Below are 16877 nucleotides of genomic sequence, written 5' to 3'. Positions count from 1 at the left end.
ATAATATACACATTGCGCGGGCATACTTTCATGGTATAGGGTAAAGACATGCGTGTTTCGACATATTCTGCAGCCTTGGGAGGAACTTGAAATGAACCGAAATATTATGGATTGGCCCACGTTTTTTGGTGCTTTGTTTCTGCTGATTGCTATTGCTGCTCCATTAGTGATTATTCCCGAATTCGGAGCAGCCGTCGTGAATGCCGCGAATACGTTCGTTTCCAAAAATCTTGGAGCCCTGTATCTCGTCATCGGCATGGTATTGTTTATTTTCTTATTATACATAGCCTTCAGCCAATACGGCCGAATCGTTCTCGGAAGCCGCGGGGTTAAACCGGAATTTAATACTCTGACTTGGGCAGCCATGCTGTTTGCTGCCGGGATCGGTTCCAGTGTGCTGTATTGGGGAACGATTGAATGGGCGTACTATTTCACGGGGCCGCCGTTCGGCATTGAACCGGAGTCGGCGGAAGCTGTTACGTGGGCTGCCACGTACGGCCTTTTTCACTGGGGACCGATTGCGTGGGCAATCTACTGCCTGCCCGCGCTTCCGATCGCCTATTTCTTTTACGTGCGCAGAAGACCGGTTCTGAAAATCAGCGAGGCCTGCCGCCCGGTTTTGAAAAAATATGCCGACGGGCCTGTTGGCACCATCGTCGATATTTTGTTCATGTTCGGACTCCTCGGCGGCGCCGGTACAACCATGGCATTGGCTACGCCGCTGATTGCCGAAGGAGTAAACTATTTCACCGGCATTGAACCGAATATGGTCGTTAACACGATTGTGCTCATGCTCTGTACGATCATTTTTGCCGTCAGTTCCTATACCGGGCTTCGCCGGGGGATCCGCTGGCTCAGCAACATCAATCTATGGCTGTCCTTTGTCCTCCTTGGATTTATCCTCATTATTGGACCGACGGTATTTCTCGGAAATACGATGGTGAACAGCATCGGCACTCTCGCGGATAATTTTTTCAAAATGAGTTTATGGACGGAACCATTTGCCGGTATGGATGGCTTTGAAGAAACAGGATTTCCGGAGAGCTGGACCGTTTTTTACTGGGCCTGGTGGCTCGTCTATGCACCGTTTGTCGGTTTGTTTGTCGCCCGGATTTCACGCGGACGCACGATCCGGGAAATGATTGTCGGAACACTCGTCTACGGTACGATCGGCTGCGCCCTGTACTTTGGGATTTTAGGTAATTACGGGCTGTATCTTGAATTAAGCGGACAGTACTCCGTCGTAGACGTGCTGAACAACGAAGGTGCCCCGGCCGCAATCATCGGCACGATCGCCCAGCTCCCCGGAAGCGCCCTGTTTGTCGCGATTTTCGTGATCCTGGCCATCATCTTTCTGTCCACCACCTTCGACTCCGGCTCCTACATCCTGGCCTCGGTGACCCAGAAAGAAATCGACGACGAGCCGGAACGATGGAACCGCCTGTTCTGGGCATTTGTCTTAGCCGCTCCGTCTCTTGTGCTCATGTATCTCGGCGGCCTCGAAACCCTGCAGACCGCCAGTATCGTAGGTGGGTTCCCGCTTATCTTCATTATGATCATGCTCGTCATTTCGTTTACGCGGGCAATCAAGGAAGATATGCCGAACACCTTTGGAGGCAAATATTTTATATACCGGGAAGATAAAGACTGAGGAACAGGTATGTTGTGGACAGATCAGGCGGTGAATTGTCTATAACCCTCTGTTTCGAACCAATTGACGGAGTGATATATCATAAAGTGTCCCTATCCCATTTTTTCTGGACATTTCTGCGTTTGTACAGCATGAAATGTCCTTTATTTCTTGGTTATGGACATTTTCTCCCTTGAACTGTCCATAAAAAAACAGCTTGTATTATGCTGGAGGTTTGGTAAGATATAAGATATCAAAAGGAGGGAAATATGATAAGGAAAGCCTGCACCCCGTCCCATGAACTTCAATGTCTCCGCGTTCTCCACCGACGAATGAACTTCTCCCCCGGCCAACGGCAGTATTACGTCAGCCTGGAGAAAGGGTTTGAGGGAGAACAGACGTTGAATCAATCGCTGCTTCAGCTTGAACACGACACCATCATTATGAATGATCTATTGATCGAACATCATCACAGTTTTTACCAAATCGATACGCTGGTGCTGACATATGACCAGGCTTATCTGTTTGAAGTAAAACATTACGAAGGCGAGTATTATCTTCATAAGAACCGGCTTTACCTCATGAACGGAAAAGAAATGAAAGATCCATTGCTTCAACTGCAGCGGAGCGAAGCGTTTCTCCGGCAAACCTTTCAAACTCTACCGCTGACTCTTCCCATTCAAGCCCTTGTCGCTTACACCCATCCTTTTTTCATTCTTTACCATGCCTCTTCAGAACTTCCAGTACTTCTCCCGAACCAGCTTCAGCGTTTTATCCAAAAATGGAACCAGGAACCCTCTTACCCTCTCACAGATCAGCACCATCATGCTGCGGAACAGCTGTTGACGCTGCATTGGGATATGTCTCCTTATACACGTCTCCCGGATTACGACTATCCTTCTTTAACCAAAGGAATGTCCTGTCCTTTTTGTTCCGGATGGATGAAGGAAAGGAAAAATACATTGACCTGTTCCTCGTGCGGGCATAAAGAAACCCGCCGCAGCGGTATCCAGCGTAGTATCGAAGAGTTCAGACTGCTTTTCCCGCAGGATAAGTTGACGACCAGTATTATCTATGACTGGTGCGGCCTCAGATGCAGTAGAAAAAACGTCAGCCGCGTCCTCCTTTCGCATTATCAGCGTGTCGGGAAGGGAAAAGGATCGTATTATGTTTCACCTCCACATAGATAGCCGACAGTTCTCCGCTGTAAATGTCCATGAAAGAAATTTACTGGACACTTTAAACTGTGCGCACGTTAACTTGTTCAGTTAATAAAAATACTGGACACTTCGATCACATCTTCATCGAATTGTGTCCAGTACTATGTAATAGAAGACATTTCCCTTTCGAAAATGTTATCAAAACCCGTACCCCAGCTTTTTGGATAAAGCGGCGGCGGTTTCTTTCAACTGTTCAATATAATGAGACATTTCTTCTTCCGACGTTCGTACGATCAGAGTCGAAATGCTGAGAGCGGCGGCAACCCGGCCGTTATGGTCATAGATCGGTACAGCAGCGCAGCGTACGCCGGGTTCATTTTCTTCCCGGTCTTCGGCATAGCCCTGCTCCCGCACCTTTCGGATCTCTGCCCAGAATGAAGCGGCATCGGTAATGGTGTGCTCGGTCTGCCGGACAAAATGATAGTCCTTCAGAAAAGCAGTGATCTCTTCGTCAGGCTGGAATGCAACCAGTACTTTGCCGACACCGCTGCAGTGCAGGGGGATGCGCCGGCCGATGCGGGAATATAAAATGGTCGCCGAGGTGCTTTCCACTTTGTCTATGTAAACCCCTTCCCGTCCGTCCTGGATGACAAGGTGCACCGTCTGGTTCGTCTTCTGTGAAAGCTCATACAGATAATCCCGGGCCGTGGCGCGGATATCACGGCTTCGGATCACGTAGTTTCCCCGTTCGAACAGTTTCATCCCGAGACTGTATTTGCCTGATTCTCCTGTCTGCTCAATATATTGATGTTTTTCCAGTGTCTTTAAGAGCGAATGAACGGTGCTCTTATGAAGGTGGAGCCGTTCACTGATATCGGTGATTTTCAGTTCCGTTTCGTTGTCATCAAATAAATCAAGAATCTGCAGGGCACGGTCGACGGATTGAATAATCGGCACCGCACGTCCTCCTTTCTACAACACGTATTGAATGAGCAGCGCGAGCGCTGTTCCTCCGCTGCTGAAGAGTAAAGCAGCCGGTAGGTTCCAAAGCGAGATGCGGTGCGGATTCTGGTGAAGAAGCATACCCGTCAGTGAGACGGTAATGTTAAATGGCCCCGCCATGACCGTGGACAATCCAGACGTGATCAGTACAACGGCTGCTCCGGCCGGCGCAATATCCCCAAGCAGCGGCTGCAGCATCTCTCCGGCCAGCGTGATCGTCACAATCGGATGAAAACCGATCATCGCAAGCGCGAGAAACATAACCTGAATGGACATAAACAATAAAACCGGCATATCTTCCAGAAATAAAAACGGGTACTGCAGCCAATCCATCCACACCGTTTGTTCCAGCACACTGATAAAAAAACCGACCGATAAAAACAGCACAATGTAATTCTGCATAGAAGCCGTGCGGTGTTTCCAGTTTTTCGAAGCATATACAAGAAACGAGCGGATTCTGCCAATCACCAGTGCCCAGCTGAAGGAAAACGGAACAATGACCAGCGCCACCGTTTCGAGAAACGATACCGGCATCACCCGCTGCAAGACGACGACGGACGTTATAAATAAGATGAGAAAAAAGGTTAATTCCGCGATTTTGCGATATACCATGTTCATGTTCACAGAACCGATTTCAATGGAAGCCGGAATATGCCGATACTTCCGTCCGCTCACCCAGGTAATCACCAAAAACACACCGGCAAAAAGAAGCAGAAGCGGTAGCAGCTCCAAGTAGCCGGCTCCGGTGATATCCAGCGATATGGCAACGAGCAGTTCCATCGGACTCCAGACGAGACAGAGCGCATAGCCCCGCAGCATCGCCGAGCTGATAAATCGGGCGGAGAGCTTCGCGCTTTGTTCACGCAGGTTACGGCGCAGAACATGAATAACGAGCGGCAGGGTGCCGATATTCAAAAACGTCCCGATTAAAAAAGAAACCCCCGCTGCACGCCGATACAGCTGACCGAGATGCGAGATGTTTGTTTTCAGCAGTTTATTGACTTTCTGATCATAGCGACCGACAACAATCACACTGTTCATAAACGGCAGTACATAAAATACCATCATCAGCATGACCATGGATGTCATATAATACGGAAACTCACGAACAGGGAGTCCTTCCGCCCAGGCGGCCGCAAGTGCTGTTACAAGAAAGACCGCGGCGGTACCTTTGTACAGACGTCCGGCTTTTGGAAAAGAAACGAAGACAGCCGCTGCCGCAGCCAGACCTGTCAGATAGGACAGCCACTCGGCTTCCGTGAAAAGAGAAACAGCGTAAGATCCCACCAGTACGCTGTATAATACAATATACATCATAGCAGACGTTCCTTTACCAGCTGGAATCGTTCAAAAAAGAAAGCAGCGCGTCCTCCTGTTTAAAAACGCCCTGCTGCACATACTTTTTTACTGCATGGCTTGATGAAATGCCTCCGTGAAAGCCTGCGCCCGCTTGGTGAGAGCGGCTTTTTCCTCTTTGTTCCAGGGGTTCTTCGTATTAACCAGCGCGCTGCCCACACCTGCGGCGACAGCTCCCTGGTCCATATAACTTTTCAAGTTATCCGTTGTAATACCGCCGGTCGGCATTAACGGGATTTGAGGAAGCGGTCCTTTAATGTCTTTCAGGTAAGACGGGCCGAATTGATTGGCAGGAAAGACTTTAATGACGTCTCCGCCGTACTCAAAAGCCGTCAAAATTTCTGTTGGCGTCATGGCACCCGGAATGCTGACCACGCCGTACCGCTTGGACATCCGGATCGTTTCCGGATTCACGGTAGGAGAAAAGATAAACTGGGCTCCTGCCATAATGGCGGAACGTGCGGTTTCGGGATCAAGTACGGTGCCTGCTCCTGTAATCAATTCATTCCCGTAGGATTTGCGGAGCTTCTCAATCGCAGCCAGTACATTCGGCGTTTCCATCGTGATTTCAAGCGTCCGCACACCGCCTTCCAGAAGCGCTTCCGCCATATCCTCAATATTGTCCGGGTCCGCTCCGCGGATGATCGCCACAATCCCGTTTTCTTTAATATCCTGAATAGATGTCATATTATTGATATCCTCCTTAGCGCCGCACATCTTCTGTGCCGCTGTTTTTATTCACCAGCGCATCGACATCTTCGGGTTCCGGCAGACCTTCCACATCACCTTCCGCCTGGGTGACAAGCGCGCCGACCGCATTGCCCCGCTGCACAGCGTTTTCAGCTGAAAGTCCGTCGATCAAGCCGGAAAGATACCCGGCAGCGAATCCGTCTCCCGCTCCCACCGGATCGACCACCGTTTCTACATCAAAGGACGGAATAAATGCCGATCCATTTTTGTTGAAATGGTAGGTGCCTTTGCTTCCCGCCTTCAACACGACGTCACCGGCTCCCTGCTGCAAAAAGAGACGTCCCAGTTCATCGGGATTCTTCGTACCAAACAGAAAATCCCCTTCGTCAATACCCGGCAGAACAATATCCGCCAGCGCAGCCAGTTCAAGCAGTGTCCTGCGTGCCTCCTCTTCGCTCCACAACGAGCGCCGCAGGTTTGGATCAAAAACAACTGTTACACCGTGTTCTTTAGCCGTTTTCACAGCTTCGGGCAGCATGTTCCTACAGCTGCTGCTGAGTGCCGGTGTAATGCCGCTGATATGTAAATAGTCCGCCTGTTTTATATAATTTTCATCGATATCAGCTGTGCTCAAACGACTTGCCGCCGACCCTTTCCGGTAATACTGCACGCGGATATCCCCGGCTTTTCGGAATTCCTTAAAATACAGACCGGTCGGGGCTTCGGTGTCGTACGTCACGTGACTGGTGTCCACCCCTTCCCCGCGAATAAAATGAAGCATCGCTTTTCCAAGTTCATCGTCGCCGACACGGCTGATCCAACCCGCCTGATGGCCAAGCCTTGAGAGTCCTATGGCCATGTTTGATTCCGCTCCGCCGAACTTTCTCGAATAGGAAGGAGCATACCGCATAAGCCCCTTCTGGTCCGGAGTGAACAGCGCCATTGTCTCCCCTATCGTAACTACATCCATGTTGGCACCTCCGCTTGTTTTATAATATAAAACATTATTCTATTATGTTAATTCTATCGTATACCACGACAACCGAGTCGTCAATTTCCTGTAAAAAAAAGAGCTCCTGTCATCGGGAACTCCTTTCATCCGGCATGTGCGTGGGATACCAGTCCCAGCCGAGTTTAAGCAGATGTACAATCTCATCAGCCGCTTCTTCTTCACTTTTACCATCCGTATCAATCTGCAATGTGTTCAGTGCATAAATTCGCTTTCGTTCATAGAACAGGGCTTCCATCTCTTCCAACGTTTTATTCTGCAGAACAGGCCGGTTTCCCTGGATATCAGGGAGACGTTCCTTCCATGTTTCCCAGCTCAGGTTCAACAGAATTACAATACCGTATTTCATACAGACTTCCCTTATTTCAGGCTGACCGTATGCCCCTCCGCCGAGAGCCAGAATTTTCAGCCGTTCCTTTTCAGAGAGGTGGACCGTTGCTTCCTTTTCAATCTCCCGGAACGTTTCTTCTCCTTTTTTACGAAAAATATCCGGGATGCTCATCCCCTGCTGTTCTTCAATATATGTATCCACATCAATAAAATCCCTGTACAGTTTTTTCGACAACAGGCTTCCGATCGTGGATTTCCCTGATCCCATAAATCCAATCAATACAATGTTTCGTTCCCGCAAAGCCGGTAACCGCTCCATGTTCCTCCCCGCTTTCTATCATCATCTAACCTTGATCACAAATACGTTTCCAGCTCTCTCATGACGTCGATTGGTATCTGGCCGGGCGCCGAACTGCTGGATCCTGCCGCAAACGTGAACAGCGAACCGAACTGCCAGCCGGCTATTCTTGAAACAACCCCCATTTTCCCCATCGACATGGTAATGACAGGGACGTCCAGTTGGTTTTGGGCTGCCCGTGTTACCTTCAAAAGAGAAAGAACATCATCCATCGTTTCAGGCATCACGGCCAGCTTGGCGGCATCTGCACCGGCGCTTTCCATGTCTTTTAAGATAGTCAACATGTCATCCTCAGGCGGTGTGGAAGAAAAATCATGAAAGGAAACGACGAAAATCACACCATGTTCGCTGCAGACTGTTTGAACGTCCCGCCGTTTCATCTGATCCTGCCGCCATTCATAATCTATCATATCCACATATCCACCACTGCACAACCTGCGGTACAGCTCGATTTTATCAGTTTCTGAGAGGGATGTATTCTGTCCGCCTTCCGCTTTAGACCGGATGGTAAAAAGAAGAGGAACGTCCTTCAAGGATCCCCGGATCCGCGCTGCAGTACGTTCCACCTGTTCAGGATCGGACAGGTCTTCAAAAAAGTCGGCCCTCCATTCCAGAAGGTCCGGCTTTTTTTGCTGTGCAGAAACCAATTCCTCCAAAAGTCCTGATTCTGTTCCGGCTGTCATCGGCAGGCAGAGAGAAGGCTGCCCCGGTGAAAATGTACGGGTTCTGGTATGAATGTCTTTCGCTCCCATTTCGACCTCCTGAACTGTTTTTCTTCCATTTTCTAAAAAATCATCGATATATGTTACATTTTTCAAGAGTTATAAGCTATAATAAAATTATTATACTACATTTACTACGTTGAATGGCAGGTGCAGGCTTTGTCAAAAGGGGATTATACCAACACGACACATTCAGAAGGAACTTCGCAGCTTTTTCCTCTGATCATTTTTCTTTTTGCTGTGGTCGGCGCGCTGCTTATGGCCTTTCAGCAGTACGATCAGACGTTATCCAATAATCCTTCTTCTCTTATCGTAACAGCTTTTCATTTATTTCTCACCACTGCTGTTGGTGTGTCTGCTTCATCCTACGGCCGGATGTGCGGCTTTGGAGCACTTCTGCGCTGGGAGCATTCTCAATAGGGATACATTTCTCCAGGCCGTTTTATCCCGGCCGCTGAAAATTCAAGCATGATTCATCCCATCGGCCGCTGGGTTTTCAAAGAAACGTTCCATTCCTGACAGACGTCTTTGTTTTTCTGCGTTTAAGCTTCATTAAGCAGGGGAAAATGAGTGACAGCTGTATTCATAATAGAAAGGAGTATGCTGATGAGCCTGAAAAAGAAACTTTTCAGTACCGCGAAAGAGTATTTAAAAGACGAAAAAAACCGGGAAAAAGCAAAGCAGATGGCCAACACTGCTGTAAATAAAGCAAAACAGATGAAGAAGAAATAAGCCTGTCCTCCTGCTTATTTCACAAAAATATTTTGACAATTATTCATCTGCATGATACGTTATAAGCAATCGCATACAAAGAGGCCGCTAGGGGCGCTTAAAAAGCTGAGATAAGGAATGCTGTATTCCTTGGTCCCTTAGAACCTGCTCTGGTTAGTACCAGCGAAGGGAAGTGGAGCCGGCAGATCTGTTTTTGGATGAAAGGCGGGCTTTTACGCCGCCCCGACCATAATATCTCCTACCAAGCAGAGCCGCTCCATTTCCGGAGTGGCTCTTTTTATGTGAAAAATCACAGAAAGGCAGGAGATTAACCATGAGATTTTCAGAGAAATTGAGGGAGAACACGAATCACATTTTTGAGGCTTGCTATGACCACCCATTCATTCAGGGAATCGGAAAAGGGCATCTCGAGAAAGAACAGCTGATTCATTATGTTAAACAGGACTATGAATATCTGAATGCAATGATCCAGGCCCGCGCGCTCGCGATAGCCAAAAGCAGAACACGGGAGGAAATGGAATTGTTCCACTCCGGTATCGGCTTTATTCTAAACAGCGAAATCCACCCGCACCACAATTTATGCGACCAGGCCGGGGTCGGGTACGATGAACTGCACGGATATCCGCTCGCTCCCGCCGCCCAGCATTATGCCAAACATATGCTCCATACCGCCTACGACGGCAGTATCGGGGATATCATCGCGGCCACCCTTCCCTGCCCGTGGATCTATCTCTATGTCGGCCGCCGGCTCATCGAAGACTTTCAGCCGGATGACACCCACCCGTTCTACGACTGGATTACCTTTTATGGACAGCAGGAAGAACCGCGCATGCAGGAATACCTGGATAAACTCGATCAAATGGCAGAAACCGCGTCCGAGGAAGAAGTCAAGCGCTGGGAAGAACATTTTCTCGACGGCTGCCAACTTGAATACATGTTCTTTGATATGGCTTATAAAGCAGAAGACTGGCCGTTTGCTGAAGATAAAAAACCGGAGCGTACAGCTGAATGAGACAAAGCCGCACGATGAATCTCCGTGAAATCGTAGTGATGGCTTTTATCTCCGCTGTTTTCGGAGTTCTTTATTTAGTCTGGATTTTTCTCGGGCAGCTGGTGACCGGCATCCTGGGTCCTGTAGGAGGCGGACTGATGGCAGGGTTCTGGATTATGGCCCCCATCGTTTGTGCGCTGATTATCCAGAAACCGGGGGCGGCCCTGTTCGCTGAGCTTATCGCCGCCGGTACCGAAATCATGGTCGGATCCGTGAATGCCGGATCCGTGCTGATTCTCGGTTTCACCCAGGGAATCGGCGCAGAGCTTGTATTTGCCATGTTTCGGTACCGACATTTCAAACTGCCTGTGCTCATGCTTGCGGGAATGGCGGGAACCACCGCCAGTTTCCTGACCGAATTCGCCATATACGGATACAGTCAGTTTGCAGCAGGCGTCGTATGGTTCATGCTTGGCACGATGCTGCTGAGCGGACTGCTGCTTGCCGGCTGGGGAAGCCATTACCTGACCTGGGCACTGGAGAAGACCGGTGTACTGCATAACTTCGCGATCGGCCGCAACAGCCGTGCAGAGAAACAGGAGAGAGGTGCATCATGATGAATGCTGCCGCCATGCAAAGCTTGACCATCACCTATCCCGCCGAAGAACATCCCGCTCTCCAACCGCTTGATCTTGAAATCAACAAAGGGGAAAACATACTTCTCCTCGGCCCTAGTGGATCCGGCAAAAGTACGCTTGCTCTTGCACTCCAGGGGTTGATTCCACGAGCGGTCGAAGCAGAGATGACCGGAGAGCTGACCGTACATGACGCAGCGCCAAAACACTGGAAGATCACCGAGGCATGCCGGCACGTCGGTATTTTGTTTCAGGACCCGGAAACACAGTTCTGCATGGAAACGGTCGAAGACGAAATCATTTTCGGCATGGAAAACATCGGTCTCCCGGTTGGTGATATAAAGGACAGACTCGAACACGTCCTTAAGATAACGGGACTGAAAGAACAACGCTTCAGCCGGCTCACAACCCTCTCCGGCGGTCTGAAACAAAAGACGGCAACCGCCTGCCTTCTGGCACTGGACCCGGGCATGTTTATTCTGGATGAACCGACGGCCAATCTGGATCCAAAGAGCAAGGAAGACTTTATTCAGCTATGGATCAACACCGCCGCCCGCCAAAACAAAACCCTGCTGTTTATCGAGCACAACATGGAAACCGGGCTCGAACATATCGACCGTGTGATTGCGCTGCGAAAAGAAGGGGGAGTTCTGCTCGACGGGCCTCCCCATACTGTTTTCCGGGAACAAGCACACATCCTGGAGCAGGAAGGGATTCATGTGCCGGAGGTCTGCCGGACGGCGCGCCGCATGGAACAGGAAGGGAACATAACGTGGAGTCCTTTTCCATTAAGTCTTCATGAATGGGAAACACAATGCATGCAGCACGGCTTTCAAAAAAGAGAGGAACCGTTCTCCGGTCTTTTTCCACATGCTCCAGCTGAACCTCCTTTGATCGAAGCTGAAAACATGACATTTTCATATGGTTCCAAGCGTATTCTCGACAACGTTTCTTTCATACTGCACGCCGGAGAGTTCACTGCTCTGTGCGGATCGAACGGCGCAGGCAAAAGCACGCTCGCGCGCCTGCTCACAGGACTCGAGGATCCGGAAGGGGGCACTCTTTTTCGAAACGGAAAAGATACCAGGCACCTCAAAACACGTGACATCTTGAAACAAACGGGCATGGTGTTTCAGAATCCGGAGCACCAGTTTATCTGTGACACTGTAGAAGACGAATTAACATTCGGCTGGCGTGCTGCCGGTCTGGCTTCATCGTCATTCCATAAGGAACTGGAGAAACTGCTCGATCTCTTTCAACTGCAGGAGAAACGACACAGCAATCCGTTTTCCCTCAGTCAGGGCCAGAAACGGCGCCTATCGGTGGCTGTCATGCTGACTGGAAACCAGAAATTGCTGATTTTGGATGAACCGACGTTCGGTCAGGATGAATCCGGAACCAAAGCATTGATGGGCATGCTGAAAAAATGGCAGCAAAAAGAAGGCGGAACGATCCTGATGATCACCCATGACATGTCACTGGTCGACCAGTATGCGGACAAAGTCCTGCTGCTGGATAACCAATGTACCGCCTTTGAGGGAAGCACCGACGCCCTTTTCAAGCAGACGGATCTGCTGGAGAAAGCGTCCGTAAAAGTGCCGGTGTCCCGGGAACTCAGGACCTGGGTTACATCTCTTGAAAGGCAGGAAACACCATGTTAGAACATTACCAGCAGAAAGATCGTTTCCTGCAGAGGGTCAACCCTTCCCTGAAACTAGGTGCCGTCCTCGTTATTATTATCATGATGGTACCGGTGTTTGATCCGTGGACCCCACTGCTTTTATTCGGAGTCACGGTTGCCTTGATCACCGGATTGGGCGGGGTACACCTGCGTTTTCTGGGACTGCTTCTCCTCCCATTTCTGCTGTTTGCGTTCAGCTTCGTCTGGATCCAGGTTGTGTTTCCGGATGAGCGCGGGGGAACGATTTTATTTACCATCGGGAGTCTCCCGGTATCCCTTGAAAATGTATCGACAGGCGTCTCCCTTGGCATGCGCGCCCTCGTTTTCGGATCCTGGTCCCTGCTGTTTGTGCTTACGACAGAACCGTCCCGGTTTATGCTGAGCCTCATCCAGCAGTGCAAACTCCCGCCCCGCTTCGGCTACGGCATGATGGCGGCCTTCCGCTTTCTTCCGCTGTTTCGGGATGAGCTGCGGCAGATCCGCACCGCCCACCGCATCCGCGGTCTTGGAGAAAAGCGTGGACTCCGTCAGCTGAAACGGTACTTTATACCGCTCATGGCCGGCGCCATCCGCAAGGCCGAACGAACCGCCGTCGCGATGGAATCCAAAGGATTTGACGGAAGTCGGAACCGCACCTTTTATCACCGCATACACTGGAACCGGCATGACGCGTATTTTACCGGATTGTTCCTGCTTCTGCTCACGACGATCTGGTTTGTCAGCACCCCCTGGTCCGCCTGACAGGATAGTGTATTTTAGGATGGAGGGGCTGTAGTGCGGTGCCTCAGGGTCAGGGTATGGACACTAATTGTCCGAAATCTGCCTTTAGTGTCCATACATCCCGGTTACGTAGAAACTATGCCATCAGTTCGTGTAAATAGTGGACATAGACACCCACCGGCAGCCACTAATCCATCATTTCAACATCACAGTGTCCACGAAAGACTATGCCATGACCACTAACCCGTAATTTGCACAGATTAACAGCCAAGCAGCTGAACCCTTTTTAAAAAGAATACTCTTTACAAAAAGAGACTGGGACAAAACCTTTATAAGATAAAAGAATGCCGAACGATTTTTTTGAATCGTTCGGCATTCTTCGTTTCTTAGATACACCGCTGCGCCAAAATGCTTTGCTTTTACTCCAGAGCACAAGGGCGGCATCGATTCGCTGGGGCTCATCGTGTCTTCTTTGCACTCCGGAGTACAAGGGCGACATCGATTCGCTGGGGCTCATCGTGTCTTCTTTGCCCCGGGCACGGCTCGCGTCCGCAGTTCCTCCGGATCAGCTGCTTGTCGAAACCGACGGACCCCGGCCGTTCCAGGGCCCGTTTGCCGGGATAGAAGCCACACCTGAGCTGCTCCGCGATGTGATCACGACACCAACCGGTATAACGGGGGAAAAGGTAGCAGATCCGGCCGTACGGATGTACGGAAGTTCGTTGGGAATGGGTCATAAGGCACTTTAGGGGGTTCGGCGACCCCTTAAACGTCGTTAAGCATGGCTCATGAGGCACTTTAAAGTATCCGGTGCCCCTCCAAACGTCATTATGAATGATTCATAAAGCACTTTAGAGGGTTTCGTTCCCCCATAAACGTCGTCATGAACGAATCCAGGTTCCGTTTAGCGGGAAAATGAACGGGCCGACGCAACAAAGAGTTCGCGTCGCTGCATGAAAAGTGGGATGAATAGTCATAAGACACTTTAGAGTATCCGGTGCCGCCTTAAACGCCATTATCCTGTGGAAGTACGTCACAGGTACCCTGCTTCCTGCGGGGCACCCGTGACTCGTGCTGTTCTGAGCAGGAGCCGGAGCATTTTGACTCCGCTGCTATGCGGCTCTTGAACAACGCCGCAAAATATTCGTGTTTTCCTCCGCCTATTTTACTTTTGTCCCAGACTCTTTATCTTTCTTTATTTATCTTCTTGTTTCGACAACGAGCCGGGAGAGTCGTGTAGGCGGACGACGGCCGGGATGAAGAGCGGCAGAATGACAAGACCGAACAGCAGCAGTCCGGTAACGACGACCGTGCCGACCTGCATGAGCGTGAGGACGCCGGACGGGATCATCGCGCCGAACGTGCCGGATAGAATAATGGCCGCCGTAATAATGACGGTCCCCATTTTCTTCATAGCCTTCAGCAGGCCTTCCCGGACACCTAGCTCCGCTTCTTCGCGGTACCGGTCAAACAGAAAGATGGAATAGTCAACGCCGAGTGCCACCAGCATCACAAAGCCGAAGAACGGCACCGGCCACATCATGCCGGGATAGTCGAGCACCTGAACGAAAATCATTTCCGCTGCTCCCATGGCAGTGTAATAAGCCAGCAGTAGTCCGCCGAGAATAAAGGCAGGCTGCACAATCGAGCGGAGCAGCACCGCAAGAATCAGGAACAGTCCGATCAGAATGATAATGATGGTGTTTGTGAAATCTTCGCTGGAAATGTTCTCAAGGTCCGCGTTCGTTCCCGGAACGCCGCTGTAGGTGATCGTATCCTGCTCAAGCGGCGTACCGGCGGTTTCCATCGAAACAAGCTCTTTCACGTTCTCCACGGCCTCAATGGCTTCCACCGAGTATGGATCCTGTTTCAGACTTACTTCCATCGTCATGCCGGTCCGGTCTTCAAACGCATATTGGTCCACACCTTCCTGAAAATCTTCGTTTTCCAGAAGATCATCAGGCACAAACACACCACTTCCTCTGACATAAGAAGCATCTGATGCCTCTCTCGTGTACGTTTCGGCGCTTTCCAGCCCGGAGTTAATATCCTGAAGGCCGTTTATGGCATCCTGCACGCCGCTCGTCAGTTGATCGAGACTGGACGCGAGGTCATTAGCACGGGCCTGCTGCTCGTTGCTCAGCTGCTGTGTTCCCTGCTGCATCCCGTTCTGCACTTCCGTGAGTCCCTGCTGCACTCCGGAAAGCTGCTGGATGGCCTCCTGCGTATTACCGGTCTGCTGCAGTTGACTGGAAATACCTGCGACCCGGCTGTTGATGGTTTCAATACTGGAAGCTGCCTGGTTTAAAGACCCTGTACTGCCGGATCCGCTTTCCTGAATCCGGCTGTTCATGTTCTGCAGGCCGCTTTGAACGTCACTCAGACCGTTTTGAACTTCCGTCAGGCCGTCGCGGGCGTCTGAAATCCCGGTCGATACATCCTGCAGCTGGTTATCGACGTACATAGAATCCAGCACAGAACCGGTCGGACGAGTCACACCGCGTACTTCATCCACAGCGTCCGACCGATTCAACGTGCGGGCCAGGGACTCCACCGCCGCCAATTTCTCTTTTGTGATCATGTCATCGTCTGAATCAATAACGATTTCAAGCGGCAGTGCATCCCCCATTCCAAAGGCACTTTCAATGACGTTCAACCCTTCAACCGATTGGGCGCCGCTTCCTATTTCATCCGTATTATTGTAAGAAATATTGTTGTCGTAGGTTAACAGAAAAGGAACCGTCACGACAGCGACGATTAGAATGGAGAGGATTGGCCGGAACACAGAAAGCCGTCCCATCGCTTTCCAAAGTTTATTATCCTGATGGGCAGCTCCTTTTTTCGACGGCCAGAACAGTTTGTCTTTCAGTACGGCCATGAAAAACGGCATCAACGTGTACAGCACAAGAAGCAGTACGATAATACCGACCGCCACCCCGACCGCCGACTGGAAGATTGCAAAGTCCGCAAAACCTATCGCAGAAAAGCCGACCAGTACAGCAACACCGCTGTACAATAATGTTTTCCCGGCGGAACGGTAGGTGTTCACAATAGCGTCTTTCACTTCATGCCCGTCGGAAAGCTCTTCTTTATACCGGCTGAGAAGCAGAATACAGTAATCCGTCCCTATGCCGAACAACACCGCAACGAGAAAAACCTGCGTGTACGTCGACAATGGAAAACCAAAACTCTCCGCCAGCAGCGCAATGACAGACTGACTCAACAGATAGGTAACCCCGACGGCAATCAGTGGTATAAACGGGGTAACCACCGCTCGGAACACGATAAGCAGCAGCGCAAAAATAAGCACCACCGTGATGCCTTCCGTGCGTTCCAGGCCTTCCTGTGTTGTTTCATCGACGGCATCGCTGATGATCGCATCCCCCGTTACATACTGGGTCATACCGTCCGGAACCGACAGCGACTGCACCGCTTCCCCGGCCTGAACCGCCGCTTCCTGTCCTCCGTCCACGGAAACAGGCACAAGCACCACATTTTCCTCACTCGATACGAGTTGATTTCGTATCTCTTCACGCTCAAACGGAGACGTTACTTCTTCGATGTTTTCATCAGCTGACCTGACGTCTTCCATATACTCGGTAATGTTTTGTTCCTTTTCTTCCGTCAGAGAACCGTCGAGTTCCAGCACCAGGCTGATGGACTCCGCTCCTTCCCCCGCTTTTTCCAGTATCTGATCTGCCTGCTGCGAGGTCATTTCATTCGGCAGCTGAAAACTGTCTTCCTGCTCTGACAGGCGGGACAAATCCGGCGACAGGAAAAACAGCAGCGCGGTCAGAGCAGCCAGTGCTGCCGCAATCACCCACCGGAATCTTAATATCGTGCGCATTGGTTTCTCCTCCT

16 protein-coding genes and 1 riboswitch are annotated in these 16877 nt (G+C 50.5%); of the genes, 9 read left to right on the top strand and 7 right to left on the bottom strand.

What is annotated here, in order from left to right; genetic code table 11:
* Positions 1 to 91: 91 nt before the first annotated feature.
* Together BM124_RS00675 and BM124_RS00670 are read left to right on the top strand one after the other, a co-directional pair.
* Positions 92 to 1651 carry a BCCT family transporter gene (locus tag BM124_RS00675; RefSeq protein WP_093334724.1) on the top strand — a complete coding sequence of 520 codons (1560 nt, stop codon included), beginning with the start codon at positions 92 to 94 and terminating at the stop codon, positions 1649 to 1651.
* Positions 1652 to 1899: 248 nt separating this feature from the next.
* Entirely contained in the window at positions 1900 to 2820 is a 921-nt protein-coding gene (locus BM124_RS00670; protein ID WP_093334723.1) for a nuclease-related domain-containing protein, read from the top strand.
* Positions 2821 to 2988: 168 nt separating this feature from the next.
* Here BM124_RS00670 and BM124_RS00665 read toward each other — a convergent pair whose 3' ends face one another.
* The 6 genes from BM124_RS00665 to aroD form a co-directional block, all read right to left on the bottom strand.
* On the bottom strand, positions 2989 to 3747 hold the full coding sequence (locus tag BM124_RS00665) for an IclR family transcriptional regulator (protein ID WP_093334722.1): 759 nt from the start codon (positions 3745 to 3747) through the stop codon (positions 2989 to 2991).
* Positions 3748 to 3762: 15 nt separating this feature from the next.
* Complete coding sequence (locus tag BM124_RS00660; RefSeq protein WP_093334721.1) at positions 3763 to 5109, bottom strand: hypothetical protein; 1347 nt, start codon at positions 5107 to 5109, stop codon at positions 3763 to 3765.
* Positions 5110 to 5196: 87 nt separating this feature from the next.
* The gene (locus BM124_RS00655) at positions 5197 to 5835 is read right to left on the bottom strand and encodes a bifunctional 4-hydroxy-2-oxoglutarate aldolase/2-dehydro-3-deoxy-phosphogluconate aldolase (protein WP_093334720.1); all 639 of its coding nucleotides are present in this window, start codon (positions 5833 to 5835) and stop codon (positions 5197 to 5199) included.
* A gap of 16 nt (positions 5836 to 5851) precedes the next feature.
* Complete coding sequence (locus tag BM124_RS00650; protein ID WP_093334719.1) at positions 5852 to 6808, bottom strand: sugar kinase; 957 nt, start codon at positions 6806 to 6808, stop codon at positions 5852 to 5854.
* Positions 6809 to 6917: 109 nt separating this feature from the next.
* Positions 6918 to 7496, bottom strand: coding sequence for a shikimate kinase (locus BM124_RS00645; protein WP_093334718.1), 579 nt, complete (start codon positions 7494 to 7496; stop codon positions 6918 to 6920).
* 35 nt (positions 7497 to 7531) lie between these two features.
* A complete protein-coding gene (gene aroD, locus BM124_RS00640) occupies positions 7532 to 8287 on the bottom strand; it encodes a type I 3-dehydroquinate dehydratase (protein ID WP_093334717.1) in 756 nt (251 codons plus the stop codon).
* A 129-nt stretch (positions 8288 to 8416) separates the two neighbouring features.
* On the opposite strand from aroD, the gene BM124_RS00635 reads away from it, so the two are divergent.
* The 7 genes from BM124_RS00635 (at position 8417) to BM124_RS00610 (ending at position 13765) form a co-directional block, all read left to right on the top strand.
* Positions 8417 to 8677: a hypothetical protein gene (locus BM124_RS00635; protein ID WP_093334716.1), complete on the top strand. Its 261-nt coding sequence runs from the start codon at positions 8417 to 8419 to the stop codon at positions 8675 to 8677.
* Between the two features lie 186 nt (positions 8678 to 8863).
* The gene (locus tag BM124_RS19445) at positions 8864 to 8989 is read left to right on the top strand and encodes a hypothetical protein (RefSeq protein WP_280139702.1); all 126 of its coding nucleotides are present in this window, start codon (positions 8864 to 8866) and stop codon (positions 8987 to 8989) included.
* A 79-nt stretch (positions 8990 to 9068) separates the two neighbouring features.
* A riboswitch (TPP riboswitch) is annotated at positions 9069 to 9177 on the top strand.
* Between the two features lie 125 nt (positions 9178 to 9302).
* Positions 9303 to 10001: a thiaminase II gene (tenA, locus tag BM124_RS00630; RefSeq protein WP_093334715.1), complete on the top strand. Its 699-nt coding sequence runs from the start codon at positions 9303 to 9305 to the stop codon at positions 9999 to 10001.
* Positions 9998 to 10597 carry an ECF transporter S component gene (locus BM124_RS00625; protein WP_093334714.1) on the top strand — a complete coding sequence of 200 codons (600 nt, stop codon included), beginning with the start codon at positions 9998 to 10000 and terminating at the stop codon, positions 10595 to 10597. The genes tenA and BM124_RS00625 overlap by 4 nt, the downstream gene beginning before the upstream one ends.
* The gene (locus BM124_RS00620) at positions 10594 to 12276 is read left to right on the top strand and encodes an ABC transporter ATP-binding protein (protein ID WP_093334713.1); all 1683 of its coding nucleotides are present in this window, start codon (positions 10594 to 10596) and stop codon (positions 12274 to 12276) included. Before BM124_RS00625 ends, BM124_RS00620 begins: the two co-directional genes overlap by 4 nt.
* Entirely contained in the window at positions 12270 to 13037 is a 768-nt protein-coding gene (locus BM124_RS00615; protein ID WP_093334712.1) for an energy-coupling factor transporter transmembrane component T family protein, read from the top strand. The genes BM124_RS00620 and BM124_RS00615 overlap by 7 nt, the downstream gene beginning before the upstream one ends.
* 323 nt (positions 13038 to 13360) lie before the next feature.
* The gene (locus tag BM124_RS00610; RefSeq protein ID WP_093334711.1) at positions 13361 to 13765 is read left to right on the top strand and encodes a hypothetical protein; all 405 of its coding nucleotides are present in this window, start codon (positions 13361 to 13363) and stop codon (positions 13763 to 13765) included.
* A gap of 446 nt (positions 13766 to 14211) precedes the next feature.
* Here BM124_RS00610 and BM124_RS00605 read toward each other — a convergent pair whose 3' ends face one another.
* Positions 14212 to 16863: an MMPL family transporter gene (locus tag BM124_RS00605; protein WP_093334710.1), complete on the bottom strand. Its 2652-nt coding sequence runs from the start codon at positions 16861 to 16863 to the stop codon at positions 14212 to 14214.
* Between the last annotated feature and the right edge of the window lie 14 nt (positions 16864 to 16877).

This window comes from Salibacterium halotolerans (assembly GCF_900115625.1).
GTDB lineage: Bacteria > Bacillota > Bacilli > Bacillales > Marinococcaceae > Salibacterium > Salibacterium halotolerans.
This window is presented reverse-complemented; position numbering and strand designations above follow the sequence as displayed.